Below are 19,691 nucleotides of genomic sequence, written 5' to 3'. Positions count from 1 at the left end.
CGCCGCCCGGCCCGTGCACGACGTACCGCGACCGCCGTTCTCACAACTCACCGCCCCTGCGCCGCAGCAGCCGCAGATAGACCAGCGTGACGGCGAGAAGAAGCAGCAGCATCACGACGCCGATCGCCGAGCCGAGGCTGTACTGCGAGGACGCGAACGCCTTCTGGTACGCGTACACATTGAGCACGAGATTCTGTCCCGCGATGCCTCCGCCGCCCGTCATCACATAGATCTGCGTGAAGATCTTGAAGTCCCAGATCACCGACTGGATCGTCACGACGAGCAGCACCGGCCGCAGCATCGGCGCGGTCACGCTGCGCCAAGTGCGCCACTGCGAGGCCCCGTCGAGCGCCGCCGCCTCCAGCACCTCCTCGGGCACGGCCCTGATGCCCGCGTAGACCGTCACCATCACCAGCGGGAACGAGCACCACACCACCTCCAGGAAGACCAGCGCGAAGGCGCTCATCCGCCCGTACGTCCAGGAGAAGTCGCCCAGCCCCAGCACCCTGTTGACGGGCCCGAAGTCGGCGTCGAAGAGGAACACCCACACCGTGGAGCCCGTGACGGCGGGCGTCGCCCACGCACCCAGCGCCGCCAGCATCAGCAGCAGCCGCGGCGCCGCCCGTACGCGCGTGAGCAGCACCGCGAGCGCACAGCCCGCCGTGAGGGTGCCCGCCACGCAGGCGGCGGCGAAGAGCACCGTCGCCAGCAGCACCTGCCAGAACTGTCCGTCCGAGAACAGCTCCGCGTAGTTGCCCAGGCCCTGGAACGAGGTCGGTTCGCCGCCGCTGACCTGCGCCTGGGTGTATTCGAGCAGCGAGATCAGCCCGAGCTGGTAGACGGGGTAGACGAGCAGCGCGGCGAGCACCACGAGCGCGGGCGCCAGATACAGCCACGGCGTCCAGCGCCCTTGCCGTACCCGCGATCCGGACGCCTCGGGAGTACGGCCGGTCCACCAGCGCCCATATCGCGTGCGCGACGGCGGCCCGGACGGTGACCCGTGCGGGGACGCGGACGAGGAGGAGGACGGAGCGGGCCGGTGCACGGGCGCGAAGGCGCTCACTCCGCGAACGCCTCGTCCATCTTCCGCGCCGCCCGCTGCGCGGCCTCGTCCACGCCGCGCTTGCCGCCGGCGATCTCCTGGAACATCGTCGGCAGCACGAGGCCCGCGTCGATCTCCGTCCACGCGGGCGTCGCGGGCACGAACTCCGTTCCCGCGTCGAGGGTTTCGACGAACGGCCTGACGAACGGCTCCTTCTTCGCGGCCTGTTCACGTACGTCCGTGAACGTCGGAAGGAACCCCATGGCGTCGAACAGCCGCCGCTGCGTGTCCTTCCCCGCCAGCTCCCGCATCAGCGCGACGGCGAGCGTGCGGTGCGAAGTGCTCTTCAGCACGCCGACGTTGTTGCCGCCGGCGAAGGCGGGCGCGATGCTGCCGCGCCCGGTGCCGGGAAGCGGCACCACGTCGTAGTGGCCCTTCGCCTTGCCGTCCTCCATGGCCTGCCGGTTGAAGTCGCCCGCGACGGCCATTCCGGCCTTGCCCGCGGCGAAGGCCTCGACGTTGTCGTTGCCGCCCATCTGCGCGCACTTCGCGGCAGGACAGTTGTCGTCGCCGAACAGGTCCGTGTAGGCGGCGATTCCGCGCTTCGCGCGGGCACCGTCGACGGCCGCGGCGTAGGTGCCGTCCCGCTTCTTCGCGGCGAGCGCCCCGCCGTGCGCCCAGATGAAGGGCATCGCCGTGTAGGTCGCCGCGCCGCCCACGGCGAGGCCGTACATGCCGGGTCGCTTCGCGTGTATCCGCCGTGCGGCGCCCGCGACTTCGCCGAGCGTACGGGGCGTCTCGATGCCGAGGTCGTCGAAGACGTCGGTGCGGTAGTACAGCGCGCGGACGCCGACGAAGAGCGGCGCGCCGTAGACCTTGCCGTCGACGGTCACCGACCTCTTCGCCGTCGGGTCCAGGTCGCGCGCCTGCGGCCAGTCGGCGAACTCGTCGCTCACGTCGGCCAGTCCGCCGTTCTCGACGTACCCGGCCGTGTCGGTGTTGCCGTACTCGATCACGTCGGGCGCCGACGCCGGATCGTTGAAGGCGCCCTTGATCTTCTCGGCGCGGCTGTCGACGGGGATGTACTGCACATCGACGCGCACGCCGTCGTGGCGCTTCTCGAACTTCCGCACCACGCCGTCGACCACGCGCTTCTTCGGCTCGTTGCCGACCTCGCGGAAGAGCCACACCCGCAGCGTGCCGGTCTTCTCGTCCTTCTGCGGTCCGCCACCGGACGTGGACGGCGCACAGCCCGCGAGCAGCGTCCCGGTCAGCGCGAGCGGCAGCGCAAGTGCCGCCAGACGTGAGGCAGTTCGTACGGCCGACTTCACGGCGAGTCCCCCAACCCTCATAGGGCGTTGCAGAATTCGCAACGCAAGTTCCGCGTCGCACAACCGCTCAGGAGATTACGAGCCGCCGACCCGCCCGGCAATAGGTCTCAACCAATCCGTTCCCTGTGCGCGTCCCGAAGCACTCACGGAAGCGCACCGGCCACCGCCCGCCCCCGCACAAGCCGACGCGCCCCGCCCGTCCCGCTGAGGGGACGGACGGGGCGCGCCATGAGCCTTGCTGCGCGGTGAGCGGACGGGCCCGCGGACGGACACTCGCGGGACCGCGTCCGGCCGCCGGAGCCCGGCGACCGCACGACGGACCGAACGAGGAACTACGGGGATCGACGAAGCGCGGGAATCGGCGAACCGCGGAAACCGGCCGGGTGGCGAAGAACCGGGAACGGCGAGCCACGGAGGCCGCCGTGCTACCGGACCGCGGGCCCGTGAACGGCGAGGCGGCCCGGCGACCGGGCCGTCTCCGCGGCCGTTCCGCAGGCGGGGACGGCTACTTGCCGCCGCCCTTGCCGTTACCGTCCTTGCCGCCGCCGCCCTTGTCGCCGCCGGAGCTCATCGTCTCGTAGATCTCTTTGCACATGGGACAGACCGGGTACTTCTTCGGGTCACGCCCGGGGACCCAGACCTTCCCGCAGAGCGCGACGACGGGCGTGCCGTCCATGGCGCTCGCCATGATCTTGTCCTTCTGGACGTAATGGGCGAACCGCTCGTGATCGCCGTCTCCGTGCGACGTCTGCGGCGTCGGTTCGACGAGTGTGCCGGTGCCCGTACCGCGCTCAGGCTCAAGAGTGCTCATGCGGACCAAGCCTAATTCAGCGAGGCATCGTCCGGGTATGTGGCCACCATGGCCAGTTCGCTGCGCTGACGGCGCAGCACGGACCGCCACAGACGCTCCGGCGACGGCGACGAGACGTCGCCCGGCTCGGACTCCACCACGTACCACGCGCCCTCGGCCAGCTCCTTCTCCAGCTGCCCCGGACCCCAGCCGGCGTACCCGGCGAAGATGCGCAGCGAGCCCAGCTCGGCGGCGAGCAGCTCCGGCGGCGCCTCCAGGTCGACCAGGCCGATCGCGCCGTGGACACGGCGCCACCCCAGCGGTCCGTCGGCGCTCTCCTCGTCGTCCTCGTATCCCTCGTGCCCTTGATCGCGACGGTCCGCGGGCCCGCCGGCACCGTCCCGTACGGCACCGCGGTCCACCGTGGCCCGCCTGCCGTCCTGCGAGGCCGGCACGACGGCGACTCCGAGCGCCGCGTCGAGCGAGACGGGCCCGCCCTGGAAGACCACGCCGGGCTCCCCGGCGAGGGCCGCCCAGGGCTCCAGGATGTCGCCGACGTCCACGGGCGTCGGGCGGTTGAGCACCACACCGAGCGACCCCTCCGCGTCGTGGTCGAGCAGCAGCACCACGGCCCGGTCGAAGTTGGGGTCAGCCAGCACCGGAGTGGCGACCAGCAGCCGCCCGGTGAGCGAAGACACCTCGGTCATGTGGCAATGATCCCGCACCTGCGGCCTTCGTGTGAGCCAACGGCGGGATCGGTCCCCGTGGACCCGGCGTACGCCCAGGTCACCGCGTATGCACGGAATCTCCGCCGATCCGGCGCGAACCCTGTGCGAACCTCCCGCACAATCCGCCCACTTGTGCAACTCCTGTCACGCAACGGCACATTCAAGTCACACACCGTGAGATTTTCCGCGTGCCGGGACGCCGCGGTCCTCACTGTCCTTACGCGGGCGTGCGCGAGGACCATTACGATTGTGCTTCGTCCTTGCCCCGGGCTTCTCCAGGGGCACCCGAGGCGCACCGAGCCTCAAGTCACCTGCCCCGAACCGTCTTCAGGAACGCGGAGACCCATGACCGACGACGTCCTGCTTGTCCACGGCGGCACCCCGCTCGATGGCGAGATCCGTGTCCGTGGCGCCAAGAACCTCGTTCCGAAGGCGATGGTCGCAGCGCTGCTGGGAAGCGAGCCGAGCCGGCTGCGCAACGTCCCCGACATCCGCGACGTGCGGGTCGTGCGGGGCCTTCTGGAACTGCACGGCACGACCGTGACCACCGGTGAGGAGACGGACGAGCTCGTGCTCGACCCGTCCCACGTCGAGAGCGCCAACGTCGCCGACATCGACGCGCACGCCGGCTCCTCCCGCATCCCGATCCTCTTCTGCGGCCCGCTGCTGCACCGCCTGGGCCACGCCTTCATCCCGGGCCTCGGCGGCTGCGACATCGGGGGCCGTCCCGTCGACTTCCACTTCGACGTGCTGCGCCAGTTCGGCGCGACGATCGAGAAGCGCGCCGACGGCCAGTACCTGGAGGCGCCGCAGCGGCTGCGCGGCACGAAGATCCGGCTGCCCTACCCGTCCGTCGGCTCCACCGAGCAGGTGCTGCTCACGGCTGTCCTCGCCGAGGGCTCCACCGAGCTGAGCAACGCCGCCGTCGAGCCCGAGATCGAAGACCTCATCTGCGTCCTCCAGAAGATGGGCGCGATCATCTCGATGGACACGGACCGCACGATCCGCATCACGGGCGTCGACAAGCTCGGCGGCTACACCCACCGCGCGCTCCCCGACCGCCTGGAGGCCGCCTCGTGGGCCAGCGCGGCGCTCGCGACGGAGGGCAGCGTCTTCGTACGGGGCGCGAGCCAGCCCGAGATGATGACCTTCCTCAACACCTTCCGCAAGGTGGGCGGCGCCTTCGAGGTGATCGACGAGGGGATCCGCTTCTGGCACCCGGGCGGCCCGCTGAAGTCCATCGCGCTGGAGACCGACGTGCACCCCGGCTTCCAGACCGACTGGCAGCAGCCGCTCGTGGTCGCCCTCACGCAGGCGACGGGGCTGTCCATCGTCCACGAGACGGTCTACGAGTCCCGCCTCGGCTTCACCTCCGCGCTGAACCAGATGGGCGCCCACATCCAGCTCTACCGCGAGTGCCTCGGCGGCTCCGCCTGCCGCTTCGGGCAGCGCAACTTCCTTCACTCCGCGGTGGTTTCGGGCCCCACGAAGCTCCAGGGCTCGGACCTGATCATCCCCGACCTCCGCGGCGGCTTCTCGTACCTGATCGCGGCGCTGGCCGCCCAGGGCACCTCCCGCGTGCACGGCATCGACCTGATCAACCGCGGCTACGAGAACTTCATGAACAAACTCGCCGAACTCGGCGCCAAAGCCGAACGGCCCTGAACGGCCGGTGCGTTCGCCCGCAAGCCCCCGGCGAGTGCTGAATATCACGCGGAATTCACGCGGAAAACAACGTAGTTGAGCACACACGAAGGGCGGTCACCCTCACTGGGGTGACCGCCCTCGTGTTACGTGGCCCGGAGCGGCCGGCAGCCGTTCCCGGCCCCTTGGGCCGCTTACTTGCCCTTGGCGGATTCCTTGAGCTTCGAGCCGGCCGACACCTTCACGCTGTACCCGGCCGGAATCTCGATCGGGTCGCCGGTCTGCGGGTTCCGCGCCGTGCGGGCCGCACGGTGCGTGCGCTCGAAGGTGAGGAAACCGGGGATGGTGACCTTCTCGTCGCCCTTGGAGACGACCTCGCCGACGGTCTCGGCGAGGGCGGCCAGAACGGCGTCGGCGTCCTTACGGGTCACCTCGGCGCGCTCGGAGAGAGCGGCCACCAGCTCACTGCGGTTCATAACTCGTTACTCCCGTGTTCTTCTTGCCGATGAGGCGTGAGATCGAAGCCGATGCTGCCAGGGCCCTCGGACAGTCCCCTGACCAGGGTCTGCTTTGAGACCCTCCCGCCCCTTTGGGGAATCCCCAGGACGAAGTCCCCTGGGAACGAATCCTGCCCCTACGTGTGGCGGGAAAGCCAATCCGGAACGTGCTGACAGCTGCGGAGTCACACGAGCGGCGGCGACGGGCCGCGCTGTGCTGACGCCCCACAGGCTTGTGTCTGCCGCAACCCTAGAGGGGGCGTCGTAACCCTGCACCTCGCGACGCGCCGTGCCACCACGCGGTGAGCGGCCGGGACCCGGACCGCTTCGGGCATGAACTCACCGGGCGCGTGTACCCCTTCCGGTCCGCGCAAACCACCGGCGGGCGCGCGAGCGGGGCTTCCGCGGCCACGTGCAGAGCCACCCGAACGTGCTCAGCGCGCGGGCCCGTCCCCCACCGTGGCGGCGGCGGCCGTCGTCGCCGTGGCCGCGGTCGCGGATGTGATCGCCGCCTCGCCCGCGGCACGTGCGGCGTCCCGTACGGCGCCCGCCACGGCGCCGGAGACCTTCTCGTTGAAGACGCTGGGGATGATGTAGTTCGGGTTCAGCTCGTCCGCGAGCACGACGTCGGCGAGGGCGCGCGCCGCGGCGAGCATCATCTCGTCGTTGACGGAGCGCGACTGGGCGTCCAGCAGACCGCGGAAGACACCGGGGAAGACCAGCACGTTGTTGATCTGGTTCGGGAAGTCGGAACGGCCCGTGGCGACGACGGAGGCGGTCTCGCGCGCCACCGCCGGGTCGACCTCCGGGTCGGGATTGGCGAGAGCGAACACGATCGCGCCCTCCGCCATGCGCGCCACGTCCTCGCCGCCGAGCACGTTCGGCGCGGAGACGCCGATGAAGACGTCCGCGCCGACGACGGCGTCCTTCAACGTGCCCGTGACGCCTTCGGAGTTGGTGTTCTCCGCGATCCAACGCAGCGGCGAGCCCTCGGCCTCGCCCACGAGGTCCTCGCGGCCGTCGTGCACAACTCCGTGGATGTCGGCGACGATGGCGTGCTTGACGCCCGCCTCCAGCAGCAGCTTCAGAATGGCCGTGCCCGCGGCTCCCGCACCGGACATCACCACGCGGATGTCCTCGATGCGCTTGTCCACGACGCGCAGCGCGTTGTACAGCGCGGCGAGCACGACGATGGCCGTGCCGTGCTGGTCGTCGTGGAAGACGGGGATGTCGACGAGCTCACGCAGCCGCGCCTCGATCTCGAAGCAGCGCGGTGCGGAGATGTCCTCCAGATTGATCCCGGCGAAGCCCGGCGCCAGCGACCGCACGACCTCCACGATCGTGTCCGTGTCCTGGGTGTCGAGGCAGATCGGCCAGGCGTCGATGCCGGCGAAGCGTTTGAAGAGGGCCGCCTTGCCCTCCATCACGGGCAGCGCCGCCTGCGGCCCGATGTTGCCCAGGCCGAGGACCGCAGAGCCGTCGGTGACCACGGCGACGCTGTTCCGCTTGATCGTCAACCGCCGTGCGTCCTCCGGGTGTTCGGCGATCTGTGTGCACACGCGGGCCACGCCGGGCGTGTAGACCATCGACAGGTCGTCGCGATTGCGAATGGGATGCTTCGACGACATCTCGATCTTGCCGCCGAGATGCATCAGGAACGTACGGTCGGAGACCTTGCCGAGCACGACGCCCTCGATGCCGCGCAGCTCCGCCACGATCTCGTCGGCGTGCGCGGTGGACGACGCGGCGATCGTGACGTCGATACGGAGCCGCTCGTGCCCCGAGGCGGTGACATCGAGGCCGGTCACCGAACCGCCCGACGACTCCACGACCGTGGTGATCTGGCTGACCGCGGTCCCTCCTGCGGGAACCTCCAGGCGGACAGTCATCGAGTAGGAGACGCTGGGCGCGCTCATGGCCGACTTCCCTCTGCTTTCACTTGACGCGTGGTGCCGCACCGGACCGGGGCGCCGAAGTATCGGCGTCCGGGGGTGGGGCGCGTCAACAGATCGTCCCACCTACCCTCCGGTACGAGGTAACCCCTGAACCGGACGGGCCTCCAGCGCGGAAAGAGCCTTCCACAGTACGAGATACCGGCGCCCGAGTCGCCCCCGCCCCCGGCTTTCCGGGAGAGGCTTCCGCGGCCGCTTCGGCACGGGCGCGAAACTCTGTGTCTACGCCCCAAATCACCTCAAAGCGCCCCACTTCAGCCTAGGATCGGCCCGCAAACCCCATATGCATACAGGGAGACCAGGAATGGCTCAGGGCACCGTCAAGTGGTTCAACGCCGAGAAGGGCTACGGCTTCATCGCCCAGGAGAACGGCGGACCGGACGTCTTCGTCCACTACAGCTCGATCCACGGAGAGGGCTACCGCAGTCTGCAGGACACCCAGCGGGTCGAGTTCGAGATCGCGGAGGGCCGCAAGGGCCCGCAGGCGGAAGGGGTCCGCATCATCGGCTGAAGGCCGGAGACGCGAACCCCTGCGGAGAGCTTCAACGAATCGGAAGCACCGGAAGCTGAAGCTGGAGAAGTCTTTGGTGACACCGACCCGCCAGCTCGCCTCGCGGCAAGTGGTCGCTCGAAGCGACAATGGTTGGGCCCGGGGGCATGGATCGGGCCGGTGCCACATCCAGGCTAACAAACAGCCTCTGGAAGGGATTCCCTTCACCGGCGGCGATTCACATCGGCCGCCCGCGGCCCTCCCGGCGCCCGGCGCGTGCCCTTCCCAAGGCCCGTTCCCACGGCCCGTCGGCCGGCCCCTCGCCCGCCGTCCGCCGCTCTGCACGTCAGTCCCTGAGCAGCTCCGGGACGCCGTCCGCGTCCGGCAGATCCCGCTCCCCGGACAGCACAGTCAGCCGCTGCGTCGCCCGCGTCAGGGCCACGTACAGCACCCGTAGTCCGGCCGTCTCGGGGCCGCCGGTGCCGGGCCGCGCCTCGTCCGGCTCGCGCTCGGTGCCCGCCTCTCGTCCGGCGCCGGCGATCTCCGCGGGAGAGACCACGAGCGTCGCGTCGTACTCAAGTCCCTTGGCCTCCAGGCTCCCCAGCGCGACCACGCGCTCGCCGAGGCCCGCCAGCCACTGCCGTGCCTCCTCCCTGCGGTGCATCGGGACGACCACGCCGACCGTGCCGTCCACTCCGGCCAGCGCGCGCTGCGCCTCCTCGCGTACGGCGGCGCCCAACTCGCCCCGTACTGCGGTGAATCGGGGGCGCAGGCCCGTCGAGCGCACCGCCTTCGGGGGTGCCATGCCGGGCATGGCGAGGGCCAGCACCCGGTCGGCGAGTTCCGCGATCTCCGCCGGATTGCGGTAGTTGACGGTCAGTTCGAAGCGGCGGCGGGGACGGGAGCCCAGGGCCTCGGAGCGCGCCTCGTCCGCCTCCCGGGTGTCGGGCCAGGAGCTCTGGGCCGGGTCGCCGACGACCGTCCAGGTGGCGTGCCGTCCGCGGCGTCCGACCATGCGCCACTGCATGGGCGTCAGGTCCTGCGCCTCGTCGACGATGACGTGCGCGTAGTCGGTGCGCTCCTCGGTGTGCCGCTCGGCGCGGTCGCGGCGCGAGGTGGGGTCGCGGTCGGCGGCGGTGGTCAACTCCTCCAGGCCGGTGAGCTGTTCGAGCACCTCCGTGGGGGAGGCCTCCGCCTCGCGCCGGCTCGGCCTGGGCGGCGGGCCGAGCAGCACGCGCAGCTCGTCGAGGAGCGCCACGTCGTGCACGGACAGCGGGCCCTCGCCGTCGGCGCCGAGGCGGCGCAGGGACGCGGAGACGGCGGTCACCTCGTCCCGCTCCAGCAGACGGCGGGCACGGCCTCCGCCGCGGCCCGGTGCGCCGGAGGCCCCGGGCCTGCCCGGCCGTACGGGGACCCCGGCGGCGCGGGCGAGGGCGGCTTCGTCGGCGAGCGACGCCAGCACCAGACGGGGTGTCAGCTCCGGCCACCAGGCGTCGAGGAAGGCGGCGAACTCGTCCTCGGAGGAGATGTCCTCGTCGAACCCTTCGCGCGCCTCGGCCGCCAGCTCGGGATCGGTGTAGCGGCGTTCCGCGCCGGACTTCTCCCACAGCGCGTCCAGCAGGAACTTGCGGGCGCGTGGCCGCATCAGGTTCACGGGCGCGGTGCCGCCGAGCACCTGACGGCGCACCTGGCGCAGTTCGGCGGCGCCGAGTTCGACACGGCTGCGGAAGGCCACCACGCGCAGCGTCTCCGGCACCCGGCCGGCGGCCGGCGCGGCGCGCGCCGCGCGGTGCAGCACCTTCGCCATGCGCGGCGAGCCCTTGATCCGCGCGACGTGCTGCTCGTCGTACGCGGTCGCCTCGGCGCCCTCGACGAGCGAGCCGAGGGCGCGGATGGCGACCTGCCCCTCCTCGCCGAGCGAGGGCAGCACGCCCTCCGTGTACGAGACGAGCAGCGGAGTCGGGCTGACGACGAGGATGCCGCCCGCGTAACGGCGCCGGTCCTGGTAGAGGAGGTAGGCGGCGCGGTGCAGCGCCACGGCGGTCTTGCCCGTGCCGGGGCCGCCCTCGACCTCCGTGACGGACGCGGCGGGCGCGCGGATCACCATGTCCTGCTCGGCCTGGATGGACGAGACGATGTCGCGCATCACGTGCCCGCGGGCCCGCCCGAGCGCCGCCATCAGCGCGCCGTCGCCGACGACGGACAGTTCCTCGCCGCCGAGGCTGGCGGTGACCTCCGGGCGCAGCAGGTCGTCCTCCACGCCGAGGACCTTGCGGCCCTTGCTGCGGATGACCCGGCGGCGCACGACACGGCCGGGCGCGACCGGCGTCGCACGGTAGAAGGGCGCGGCGGCGGGGGCGCGCCAGTCGATGACGAGCGGGGTGTAGTCGGCGTCGAGCACGCCCATGCGGCCCACGTGCAGCGTCTCGGCGATGTCGGCGGTGCCGTCGGGACGTACGGCGCCCTCGGCGGGCTCGACCGAGGTGTACGCCCCGTCGGGGCCGCGCTCCGCGTCCGCGCCGTACAGCAGGTCGATGCGTCCGAAGAGGAAGTCCTCGAACTCGCGGTTCAGCCTGTTGAGATGCACACCCGCGCGGAAGACCTGGGCGTCGCGCTCGGCGAGCGCACCCGGGGTGCCGACCTGAGCCCGCTTCGAGGCGTCGTCCATCAGGAACTCGGCCTCGTGGATCTTCTCCTCGAGGCGGCGGTACACCCCGTCCAGGTGCTGCTGCTCCTCGCGGATCTCCCGGTCACGGACGGAATCGTGCTGCGCTGCCAACGACGCGGCCCCCTTCTGCTGGTTCAGGCCCCTGCCGGCCCGGGGCGAGGAGGCGAGGACGGATGGGACACGGGTGGGACTCGGGTGGGACACAGGCTGGAGCGGACGGGGGCGGGCGGGGACGGATGCCGCCGTGGCTGGTGCCGACGGCTGCGTCCGCCGGCTTCCGCATGCGTGCGTCCGGCTTCCTTCCGGCTTTCCCTCCGGCGTCCGTGGGCGTCCGCCGTGCGCATTTCACGGGCTCACCCAGGGGCAGCCGTCAACCGTACGCGAACGACGGCGCCCTGTGCATCCGCCCGGTGTCCGGGCCCGCAGGAGTAACCGGGCGGCAGCGGGGCAGGCAGCCGGGCAGGCGGCCGCACGGACGGCGGCCGGCCGGGACGGGTTACGCCGGAGGGCGCGCCATGACTTCACCGCAGAGCTGGGGAGAGGCACACGAGGGGAAGGGCGGTCCCGCGCCGGGCGGAGGACCGGGCGGGCCAAGCGGTCCCGGTGATCCCGGTGGTCCCGGCGGACCGACCGGACCCGGCGGCCCCGGTGGGCCCGCGATGTGGGACCCCGCGCTCTCCCGCCCGCCGCGCAACGGTCTCGGTGTCGCCGCGCTGACTCTCGGGCTGATCGGCGCGCTGCTGTTCTGGACGGTGCTGGGAGGTGTCGTACTCGGGCTGCTCGCGCTGATCTTCGGCATCGTCGGCTTCCGGCGCGGCAGGCGCGGCGAGGCCACGAACGGCACCCTCGCGGCGGTCGGAGCGGTCATCGGGACCCTCGCTCTCCTCGGTTCGACGGTCGTGCTCGTCTTCGCGGTGTCGCTGCTGAGTTCCGGGGACTACGACGAGCTGCGCAGCTGCGTGGAGAAGGCGACGACGCAGGCCGAACAGGAGCAGTGCCAGAAGGACTTCGTGGACAGCGTCAGCCCGTAGCCCCGGGCCGCGGCGCCGGGCCCCGGAGTGCGGAGCATGGTGCGTCGCCGATGTCTGCGGCCTTCCCGGCCGTACCGGCATCGCTGCCGATCCCCGCATCGCCGTCGGCCGCTGCTTCGCGGTCAGTCCGCGGCGGCGTCGTACTTGCCGCTGTCCGGTGCGGTGTCGAGTGCCAGCCGGTATCCCCTCTTGACGACGGTCTGGATCAGCTTCGCGTCGCCGAGGGCGGTCCGCAGCCGTGCCATGGCGGTCTCCACGGCGTGCTCGTCGGTTCCCGACCCCGGCAGTGCGCGCAGCAGTTCGGCCCGAGACACCACCCAGCCGGGGCGGCGGGCCAGCGCCCGCAGCAGCGCCATGCCCGCGGGCTGCACCGTACGCAGCTCGCCGTCGACGACGGCGGCGCTCCCCCGTATCGCGACCCGGTGACCCGCGACGGGCAGCGCCCGGACCCGGCCGGGCAGGCGGGTGCACAGCAGCTGTACGAGGGGGCCGAGGCGGAAGCGTTCCGGCTGCACGGTGGGCACGTCCTCGTTCTCCAGCGGTGCCGCCGTCACGGGGCCGACGCACGCGGCGAGCACCTCCGTACGCATGACTTGCAGCAGTTCGTCCCGTACGCCGCGGCGTGCAGCCCGCTCCAGCAGGGACGCGGCGGCCGGGGCGCTGGTGAAGGTGAGGGCGTCGACGCCGCGGGCGAGAGTCGCGTCGATGAGGCGGTCGACGGGGGCGATGTCCTCCGGCGGCATCCAGCGGTAGACCGGCACCCCGACGACCTCGGCGCCCGCCGCGCGCAGCGACTCGATGAACCCGGGCAGCGGCTCGCCGTGCAGCTGGAGCGCGATGCGGCGGCCGTCGACGCCCTGTGCGAGCAGCCGGTCCAGCACCTCCGCCATCGACTCCGACTCCGGCGACCACGTCTCCTTCAGGCCCGCCGCGCGTACGGCGCCGCGCACCTTCGGGCCGCGGGCCAGCACCTCCGTATCGCCGAGGCACTTCAGCAGCTCCTGGCCGAAGCCCCAGCCCTCGGCCGCCTCGACCCAGCCGCGGAATCCGATCGCCGTCGTCGCGATCACGGTGTCCGGTACGTGCTCGACGAGGGCCTTGGTGGCGTCGAGGAGTTCGCCGTCGTCCGCGAGCGGGACGATGCGCAGCGCGGGTGCGTGCTGGACCGCGGCGCCGCGCCGCTCCAGCAGCGCGCCCAGCTCCTCGGCCCGGCGCGCGGCGGTCACGCCGACGGTGAATCCGGCGAGGGGCTTGACCTGCTGCGGGGCGGTCCGCCGGGAGCTCCGGGCGCCGGGCGGCACGTCGCCCTGTTCGTGCCGGGCATCGTGCACAGCCTGCTCGCCGTCCGCGTCCGGCCCGCCCTGCGCGTCAGACTCGTCCTGCGCGTCCGGCCCGCCCTGCGCGTCCGGCGCCCCGTGCACGTCCCGCTCGTGCCGCCCGTCGTGCCGTTCTTGCATGTCCTTCTCGCTCCGCCCCTGCTCGTGCGAAGCACCGAGCCTGTCGACAGCCGATGACGGGCTCGGTACTCCGGGGTTTCCCGGCCGTTACGCCGGAACCGGCGCCGCCGGTTCCGGTGCTGCCGGGCGCCGCAGATACACGGCACGGGTGACCGCGCAGCACACCGCATAGAAGACCAGGAAGGTCAGATATGCCGCCGTCCCCGTCCCCACGGTCTCAAACGACTGCCGGAAGGCGAGGTTGATGCCCAGTCCGCCCAGCGCACCGACGGCGCCGATCAGGCCCATCGCCGCGCCGGAGCGCCGGCGGCCGTCGGCAGCGGCGGCCGCCGCGACGCCGGCGTCCGCCGTCTCCCCGGCCTGCGCCGCCTCCGCCAGCGCCCTCTCCTGGAAGACCGCCGGGATCATCTTGTACGTCGACCCGTTGCCGACTCCGCTCAGTACGAACAGCGCGGTGAACCCCACCAGGAAGACCGGAAGCGACTCCAGCACCGACGCCGCCACGACCACGAGCGTCGCCGCGCCCATGGCCGCGAAGTTCCACAGCGTGATCCGCGCGCCGCCGAACCGGTCGGCGAGCTGCCCGCCCACCGGCCGCACCAGCGAACCCAGCAGCGGCCCGAGGAAGGTGAGCGACGCCGCCTGGAGCGGCGTACGCGCGAACTGGGTCTGAAGCACCAGCCCGAACGCGAAGCTGTAGCCGATGAAGGAGCCGAACGTCCCGATGTAGAGGAACGACATGATCCAGGTGTGCCGGTCCCGCAGCGCCTCCCGGGCGGCGCCGGTGTCGTTGCGCACGGGCGCGAGGTTGTCCATCCAGCGTGCCGAGCACACGGCGGCGATCACGATCAGCGGGACGTATATCGCCAGCAGCACGCGCGGATGCCCGGCTCCCGCGGTGGCGATCACGGCGAGTCCCGCGAGCTGCACGACGGGCACGCCGATGTTGCCTCCGCCCGCGTTGACGCCGAGGGCCCAGCCCTTGCGGCGCAGCGGGAAGAAGGAGTTGATGTTGGTCATGGACGAGGCGAAGTTGCCGCCGCCCACGCCCGTGAGCAGCGCGACCACCATGAACGTCGCGAACGAGGTGCCGGGCCGCATCACCACCAGCGCCGCCACCGTCGGGATCAGCAGCAGACTCGCGCTGATCACCGTCCAGTTGCGGCCGCCGAAGCGGGCGACGGCGAAGGTGTACGGGACGCGGGCGACCGCCCCCACCAGCGTCGCGGCGGAGATCAGCAGGAACTTCCCGGCCGGGTCGACGCCGTACTCGGGGCCCATGAACAGCACCAGCACCGACCACAGCGTCCACACGGAGAATCCGATGTGTTCGGAGAAGACGGACAGCAGGAGGTTGCGGTGCGCGACGCGCTCACCGGTCTCCCGCCAGAAGGTCTCGTCCTCCGGCTGCCAGCTCTCGATCCAGCGGCCCTTGCCCGGCCCGCGGCCGGTGTGCGTACTGCGTGTGCCGTCGGGCTCAGTGCCGTCCGGCGCGGTGGTTGCAGCGGTCATGGCGCCTCGCCTCCCTGCTTGTCGGGTGCTGCGCCCGAAGCTAGGGACCTCTCGTTTCGGCGCCGTGCCGTGAGGTGTCGTACGGGAAACCTTGCGCTCACGTGGGGCGGCGGGCGCCGGTGAGCCGTGGCGCAGGAGGCCCGGCGTGCGTGGAGCCGGCTGCCTCCGTGCCGGGCGGCCGTCCCGGCGGTGTCTTCGTACGGGGCCACAGCCGGACCGGTCGCCGTGCCGCCAGGTCCTCCGCCCATCCGAACGCCGCGAGCAGCAGCCCCGCCAGCGGCCACACGGCCAGGAACATCAGCACGTCGTAGGAGCTCTCCACCGCTCGCGACACGGACTCCGAGTCGCCGACCGCGGGTATCCGCCACAGCAGATCCAGCAGCGGCACCGTCGCGATCAGTGCCGGCTGGTGCCACAGGTAGAGCGTGACGGCACGGGAGTTGGCCAGCGTGACGGGGCGCTCCAGCAGGCGCAGCGGCCCCGGCAGCCGGTGCCAGGACGGGCTGACGCGCAGCAGCACCGCACAGAACCCGAACGACCACAGGGCCTGTCCGAGCGGAATGCCGTTGAGGTCGAGACCGTCCTCGCCGGGGTGTGTGCACGCCCACCACGTGCCCGCCGCCATCGCCACGGGCGCCGCCACGGCCACCGCGCGGACGGGAAACCGCCGCAGCAGACCGTCGTGGTGGGCGAAGCCCAGCAGCCAGCAGGAGCCGTAGACCGCGAAGTCCGTCACCGCCTCGCCGGTCTCACCGGGCACGCGGACGAGGCCCGTGCCGATGACGGCGGTCAGCGCGAGCGGCGCGAGCAGCGTCGCCCACCGCAGCCGCCGGAAGGCGCGCAGCAGCAGCGGCGAGGCGAGCACGAACCACAGATAGGCCCGCAGGTACCACAGGGGACCGGCCGCCTCCATCGCCCAAGTGACGTCCAGCAGGCCGCCGTTGCCTCCGATCTCCTCGGGATAGGGCGGGCTGCCCAGCGGCACGAGCCAGCACAGCATCCGCAGCGCACCACCGGGCTCGTGCCAGGGCCGCCATCCCTGTACGAACAGCACGCCGAGCAGCGCGGCCCCGTACAGCCACATCGGCAGCAGGAGACGGCGCACCCTGCCGCGTACGACGCCGAGTGCGGGCCGGGCCAGCGAGCGGGCCGTCAGGGAACCGGCGAGCGCGAACATCACGCCCATGGACGGGAAGAGGAACGTCAGCCAGGCGAAGCCGAAGGTGTGGTAGACGACGACGCGCACCAGAGCGAGGGCGCGCAGCAGGTCGAGATAGCGGTCGCGCACGGGTGCCGGTCCGGCGGCGGGTGCGCCCACCGGCGCCTGCGGCCGCACGGGCTCCTTGGGCCGCACGGGCGCCTGCGGCTCCGCCGTCGCATGGACCCCTGGGCGCGGCTGCACCGGGTTCCCGCTCATCCGACGGCGCTCCTCTCGGGTGCACGCCGGTCGCCCGGCGCTGCTCCTGACGCTCCCGGCCCGGGTACCGCCGGCTCATCCGCCGGTCCCGCCCGTCCTCTCGGAGCCGCGCCCAGCAACCCCGTACGCCGCAGCTTCTGCCAGCTCAGCCGCCCGCCCGTGAGCGCCGTGATCCAGGACTGCATGAGCACGACGTACATCAACTGCCGGTAGAGCAACTGCTGGAGCGGAAGCGTCAGCAGAGGCGTCATCCGCTCCCGGTCCAGGCGGAACGCATACGCCGCGCACACCGCCTGCACCGCCAGCACGCCCAGCCACGCCGCCGCCGTGCGCAGCGTCGGCCCGAAGACCAGCCCATAGACGAGGAACACGTCGATCAGCGGCGCCAGCAGCGGCGCGACGACCGTGAACATCGTCACCAGAGGCAGCCCGACCCGTCCGAAGTGCCCCGACGGGCCGCGCTCCAGCACGGACCGCCGGTGCTTCCAGATCGCCTGCATGGTGCCGTAGCTCCAGCGGTAGCGCTGCGACCAGAGCTGTCTCACGCTCCCGGGCGCCTCTGTCCAGGCCCGCGCACGCTCCTCGTACACCACGCGCCAGCCGTCGCGTTGCAGCGCCATCGTGACGTCGGTGTCCTCGGCGAGCGTGTCGTCGCTCATTCCGCCCACCCGCAACAGCGCCTCCCGCCGGAACGCGCCGACGGCGCCGGGGATGGTGGGCATGCACCGCAGTACGTCGTACATGCGGCGGTCGAGGTTGAAGCCCATCACGTACTCGATGTGCTGCCATGCGCCGATGAGTCTGCCCCGGTTGCCCACCTTGGCGTTGCCGGCGACGGCGCCCACTCTCGCGGCCTTCCCGCCGGAGGCGGGGGAAGGCTCCGCGAAGGGCTGCACCAGTTCGCGCACCGTGGACGGCTCGAAGACGGTGTCGCCGTCCATCATCACGATCAGGTCGTAACAGGCGTGCCGCAGGCCGTTGTTGAGGGCCGCCGCCTTGCCCGCGTTGGCCTGGCGCAGCACGCGCACGCCGGGCAGACCGAGGGATTCGACGATGGCGGCGGTGCCGTCCGTCGAGCCGTCGTCGATGACGATCACTTCGAGCGGGTGGTCGCTCGCGACGAGCGAGCGCACGGTGTTCGCGATGCACTCGCGTTCGTTGTACGCGGGCACCAGCACGCTCACGGGCCGCGTCACCGGGGGGCGGGTGCCGTCGTGCCGGCGCCTTCGCCGATCGCGCCGCGCATGCACCGCCGACAGTACGAGCATCATCGCGAACCGGGCGACGACCAGGGACCCGACGACGATCAGCGCCACCACGAGCACGCCCATGACGCTTTCGGACACGCCGACCGCGCCGACGAAGGCGCGGCCCTTCCACAACTGCGGCCCGTGCACGGCGGTATGGGGGCTGGGGGCGCCCAACGCCTCGGTCAGCCGCGGGAATTCGTAACCACGCGCTCGCAGTTCGGGGATCAGCCGGTCCAGGGCGGCCACCGTCTGCGAACGGTCGCCGCCGGAGTCGTGCAGCAGCACGACCGCTCCCTTTCCGGGCTGCCGCGGCATCGCGCGCCGCACGATCTCGCCGACTCCGGGACGTGCCCAGTCCTCGCTGTCGGTGTCGATGAACGCGTTGATGTAGCCCCGCCCGGCGACCTCGCGGATCACGGGCCACGACTTGTCGTCGATGGCGTCGGCCGTCGAGGAGTAGGGCGGCCTGAACAGGGACGTACGTATTCCCGCCGCGCCCGCCAACGCGAGCTGGCTCTGGGCGAGTTCACGATCGACCCGGGAGGCCGGCTGGTAGGAGAGATCCGGGTGGTTGAAGGTGTGCAGCCCGACCTCGTGGCCCTCGTCGACCATCCGCCGCACCAGGTCCGGGTAGCGCGCCGTCATGGTGCCGGTGACGAAGAAGACGGCGTGCGCGTGGTGTTGGGCGAGCTTGTCGAGGATCTTCGGCGTCCACTCCGGGTCGGGGCCGTCGTCGAAGGTGAGCACGATCTTTCGGTCCGGCACGCGGTGGCTGACGGGCTTCTCACCGCGCGCGTCGAGCACCGGCCCGCCCGAGAGAACCTCCTCGGGCACGGTGCCGGTCGGGGCCGGTGGACGCACCCGGTGGTCGGCGAGGAATTCGCTGTGCACGTAGCCGCGCAGCAGCAGCATCACCACGACGACGACGAGCAGTACGGACGGCAGCAGGTAACGCAGGGGCAGCCGGGGGCGCCGGGGCCGGGCCGCCGCGTGCCTGTGCCTCATCCGGCACCTGCCGCGTCGGTGTCGCCTCCGGCACCGGACGCGCTGCCGGTGAGCTGGCCGAGGAGGCCGCCCAGCAGGCCGCCGCTCTCGGACGGGGACGGCGAGGGGGACGGGTCGTCCGGTGCCGTCCCCGGATCCTCGGGAACGCCGCCGGTGGAGCCGCCGGCCCCGCCGCTCGCGGGCTCGGCGGGCGGGTCTGCGGGCCCAAGGACCGAACCGCCGCCGCCCTGGCCGCCGTCGGCGCCCGCCGTACCGCCGTTGCCGCCCCCGCCGGCGGTGGCTGCCTGGCCGCTGCCGGCAGACTTCCTGCCGGCGGTCGCGGCGCCGGCTGCGTCCGCCTGCGCGTCCTTCGCGGACGAACCGCCCCGCGTACGCGCTCCGTCGGCGCCCGGCGCGCCCGCCGAGGCGGAGGCGCCGGAGCCCGGCTCGCCCGTACCCGTCGCCGGCCCCGGCGGCTGCTTCCGCGCCGCCCCGTCGTCTCCCTCCGGTATGACGCGCACAGCCGAGCCGTCGTCCGCTCCCGGAATCAGCACTCCCCAGGGGGCGTCGGAGCTTCCACCGATCATGCTCAGCGCCACGACGAGCGCGTAGCCGCCGCCGACGGCGCCCGCCGCCAGACCGAGACGGCGCCAAGTGCGCCGCCTGCCACCGCTGTTGTCCACGAAGACGGGGGCGGTGCCGCTGCCCGGCTGCCCCTCGGAGTTGTCTGCCATGTTCACTTCGCGCCCTCCCACCCTGGGTGAGCACGCCCCCTCCTGATCGAGGGAGAAAATGTATCGGAGATGTGAAGGGATAAAAGTGACTAGTAGGGTTTTTTGCCTATTCATTGGACAGTGCTGTGACAACACGGTGACAAGCCGAATCCAGCCCGCGTGAT

15 protein-coding genes are annotated in these 19,691 nt (G+C 72.0%); 3 read left to right on the top strand and 12 right to left on the bottom strand.

Translation table 11 applies throughout. The annotated features are described in order from the left end of the window. Positions 1-40 precede the first annotated feature (40 nt). The 4 genes from HCC61_RS00175 to HCC61_RS00160 form a co-directional block, all read right to left on the bottom strand. Positions 41-1,063, bottom strand: a complete 1,023-nt coding sequence (locus HCC61_RS00175) for a sugar ABC transporter permease (protein WP_346776947.1) — start codon at positions 1,061-1,063, stop codon at positions 41-43. Next, positions 1,060-2,394: an extracellular solute-binding protein gene (locus HCC61_RS00170; RefSeq protein ID WP_169133163.1), complete on the bottom strand. Its 1,335-nt coding sequence runs from the start codon at positions 2,392-2,394 to the stop codon at positions 1,060-1,062. Before HCC61_RS00170 ends, HCC61_RS00175 begins: the two co-directional genes overlap by 4 nt. A 484-nt stretch (positions 2,395-2,878) precedes the next feature. Continuing rightward, positions 2,879-3,184, bottom strand: a complete 306-nt coding sequence (locus HCC61_RS00165; protein WP_169133162.1) for a DUF3039 domain-containing protein — start codon at positions 3,182-3,184, stop codon at positions 2,879-2,881. Between the two features lie 11 nt (positions 3,185-3,195). Then, positions 3,196-3,870, bottom strand: a complete 675-nt coding sequence (locus HCC61_RS00160) for a YqgE/AlgH family protein (protein WP_169133161.1) — start codon at positions 3,868-3,870, stop codon at positions 3,196-3,198. Between the two features lie 366 nt (positions 3,871-4,236). On the opposite strand from HCC61_RS00160, the gene murA reads away from it, so the two are divergent. Next, positions 4,237-5,556: a UDP-N-acetylglucosamine 1-carboxyvinyltransferase gene (gene murA, locus HCC61_RS00155; protein WP_169133160.1), complete on the top strand. Its 1,320-nt coding sequence runs from the start codon at positions 4,237-4,239 to the stop codon at positions 5,554-5,556. 173 nt (positions 5,557-5,729) lie between these two features. Here murA and HCC61_RS00150 read toward each other — a convergent pair whose 3' ends face one another. Both HCC61_RS00150 and HCC61_RS00145 read right to left on the bottom strand, forming a co-directional pair. After that, the gene (locus tag HCC61_RS00150) at positions 5,730-6,011 is read right to left on the bottom strand and encodes an HU family DNA-binding protein (protein ID WP_028433116.1); all 282 of its coding nucleotides are present in this window, start codon (positions 6,009-6,011) and stop codon (positions 5,730-5,732) included. A 455-nt stretch (positions 6,012-6,466) separates the two neighbouring features. Beyond that, positions 6,467-7,948 (bottom strand): NAD-dependent malic enzyme, encoded by a 1,482-nt coding sequence (locus HCC61_RS00145; RefSeq protein WP_169133159.1) that lies wholly within the window; start codon positions 7,946-7,948, stop codon positions 6,467-6,469. A gap of 340 nt (positions 7,949-8,288) precedes the next feature. On the opposite strand from HCC61_RS00145, the gene HCC61_RS00140 reads away from it, so the two are divergent. Continuing rightward, positions 8,289-8,495 carry a cold-shock protein gene (locus tag HCC61_RS00140; RefSeq protein WP_169133158.1) on the top strand — a complete coding sequence of 69 codons (207 nt, stop codon included), beginning with the start codon at positions 8,289-8,291 and terminating at the stop codon, positions 8,493-8,495. A gap of 325 nt (positions 8,496-8,820) precedes the next feature. Here HCC61_RS00140 and HCC61_RS00135 read toward each other — a convergent pair whose 3' ends face one another. Next, positions 8,821-11,253, bottom strand: a complete 2,433-nt coding sequence (locus HCC61_RS00135) for a UvrD-helicase domain-containing protein (protein WP_240968325.1) — start codon at positions 11,251-11,253, stop codon at positions 8,821-8,823. 404 nt (positions 11,254-11,657) lie between these two features. Between HCC61_RS00135 and HCC61_RS00130 the strand changes: the two genes are divergently transcribed. Continuing rightward, positions 11,658-12,173, top strand: a complete 516-nt coding sequence (locus tag HCC61_RS00130; RefSeq protein WP_206321913.1) for a DUF4190 domain-containing protein — start codon at positions 11,658-11,660, stop codon at positions 12,171-12,173. Positions 12,174-12,295: 122 nt separating this feature from the next. On the opposite strand, the gene HCC61_RS00125 is transcribed toward HCC61_RS00130, so the two are convergent. The 5 genes from HCC61_RS00125 to HCC61_RS00105 form a co-directional block, all read right to left on the bottom strand. Beyond that, entirely contained in the window at positions 12,296-13,630 is a 1,335-nt protein-coding gene (locus HCC61_RS00125) for a uroporphyrinogen-III synthase (RefSeq protein WP_240968323.1), read from the bottom strand. Between the two features lie 87 nt (positions 13,631-13,717). Further along, positions 13,718-15,142 carry a nitrate/nitrite transporter gene (locus HCC61_RS00120; protein ID WP_169133157.1) on the bottom strand — a complete coding sequence of 475 codons (1,425 nt, stop codon included), beginning with the start codon at positions 15,140-15,142 and terminating at the stop codon, positions 13,718-13,720. Between the two features lie 97 nt (positions 15,143-15,239). Continuing rightward, complete coding sequence (locus tag HCC61_RS00115; protein ID WP_169133156.1) at positions 15,240-16,559, bottom strand: acyltransferase; 1,320 nt, start codon at positions 16,557-16,559, stop codon at positions 15,240-15,242. Next, positions 16,556-18,814, bottom strand: a complete 2,259-nt coding sequence (locus HCC61_RS00110) for a glycosyltransferase (protein ID WP_169133155.1) — start codon at positions 18,812-18,814, stop codon at positions 16,556-16,558. Before HCC61_RS00110 ends, HCC61_RS00115 begins: the two co-directional genes overlap by 4 nt. After that, positions 18,811-19,527, bottom strand: a complete 717-nt coding sequence (locus HCC61_RS00105; protein WP_169133154.1) for a hypothetical protein — start codon at positions 19,525-19,527, stop codon at positions 18,811-18,813. Before HCC61_RS00105 ends, HCC61_RS00110 begins: the two co-directional genes overlap by 4 nt. Between the last annotated feature and the right edge of the window lie 164 nt (positions 19,528-19,691).

The sequence above is a fragment of the Streptomyces sp. HNM0575 genome (assembly GCF_012726265.1).
Lineage (GTDB): Bacteria > Actinomycetota > Actinomycetes > Streptomycetales > Streptomycetaceae > Streptomyces.
This window is presented reverse-complemented; position numbering and strand designations above follow the sequence as displayed.

Bases quoted from the DNA above. Each gene is read 5' to 3' on its own strand.
- HCC61_RS00130 (WP_206321913.1), top strand. From the start codon at position 11,658: ATGACTTCACCGCAGAGCTGGGGAGAGGCACACGAGGGGAAGGGCGGT.
- HCC61_RS00110 (WP_169133155.1), bottom strand. From the start codon at position 18,814: ATGAGGCACAGGCACGCGGCGGCCCGGCCCCGGCGCCCCCGGCTGCCC.
- HCC61_RS00105 (WP_169133154.1), bottom strand. From the start codon at position 19,527: ATGGCAGACAACTCCGAGGGGCAGCCGGGCAGCGGCACCGCCCCCGTC.
- HCC61_RS00120 (WP_169133157.1), bottom strand. From the start codon at position 15,142: ATGACCGCTGCAACCACCGCGCCGGACGGCACTGAGCCCGACGGCACA.
- HCC61_RS00140 (WP_169133158.1), top strand. From the start codon at position 8,289: ATGGCTCAGGGCACCGTCAAGTGGTTCAACGCCGAGAAGGGCTACGGC.
- murA (WP_169133160.1), top strand. From the start codon at position 4,237: ATGACCGACGACGTCCTGCTTGTCCACGGCGGCACCCCGCTCGATGGC.
- HCC61_RS00170 (WP_169133163.1), bottom strand. From the start codon at position 2,394: ATGAGGGTTGGGGGACTCGCCGTGAAGTCGGCCGTACGAACTGCCTCA.
- HCC61_RS00150 (WP_028433116.1), bottom strand. From the start codon at position 6,011: ATGAACCGCAGTGAGCTGGTGGCCGCTCTCTCCGAGCGCGCCGAGGTG.
- HCC61_RS00115 (WP_169133156.1), bottom strand. From the start codon at position 16,559: ATGAGCGGGAACCCGGTGCAGCCGCGCCCAGGGGTCCATGCGACGGCG.
- HCC61_RS00160 (WP_169133161.1), bottom strand. From the start codon at position 3,870: ATGACCGAGGTGTCTTCGCTCACCGGGCGGCTGCTGGTCGCCACTCCG.
- HCC61_RS00165 (WP_169133162.1), bottom strand. From the start codon at position 3,184: ATGAGCACTCTTGAGCCTGAGCGCGGTACGGGCACCGGCACACTCGTC.
- HCC61_RS00145 (WP_169133159.1), bottom strand. From the start codon at position 7,948: ATGAGCGCGCCCAGCGTCTCCTACTCGATGACTGTCCGCCTGGAGGTT.
- HCC61_RS00125 (WP_240968323.1), bottom strand. From the start codon at position 13,630: ATGCAAGAACGGCACGACGGGCGGCACGAGCGGGACGTGCACGGGGCG.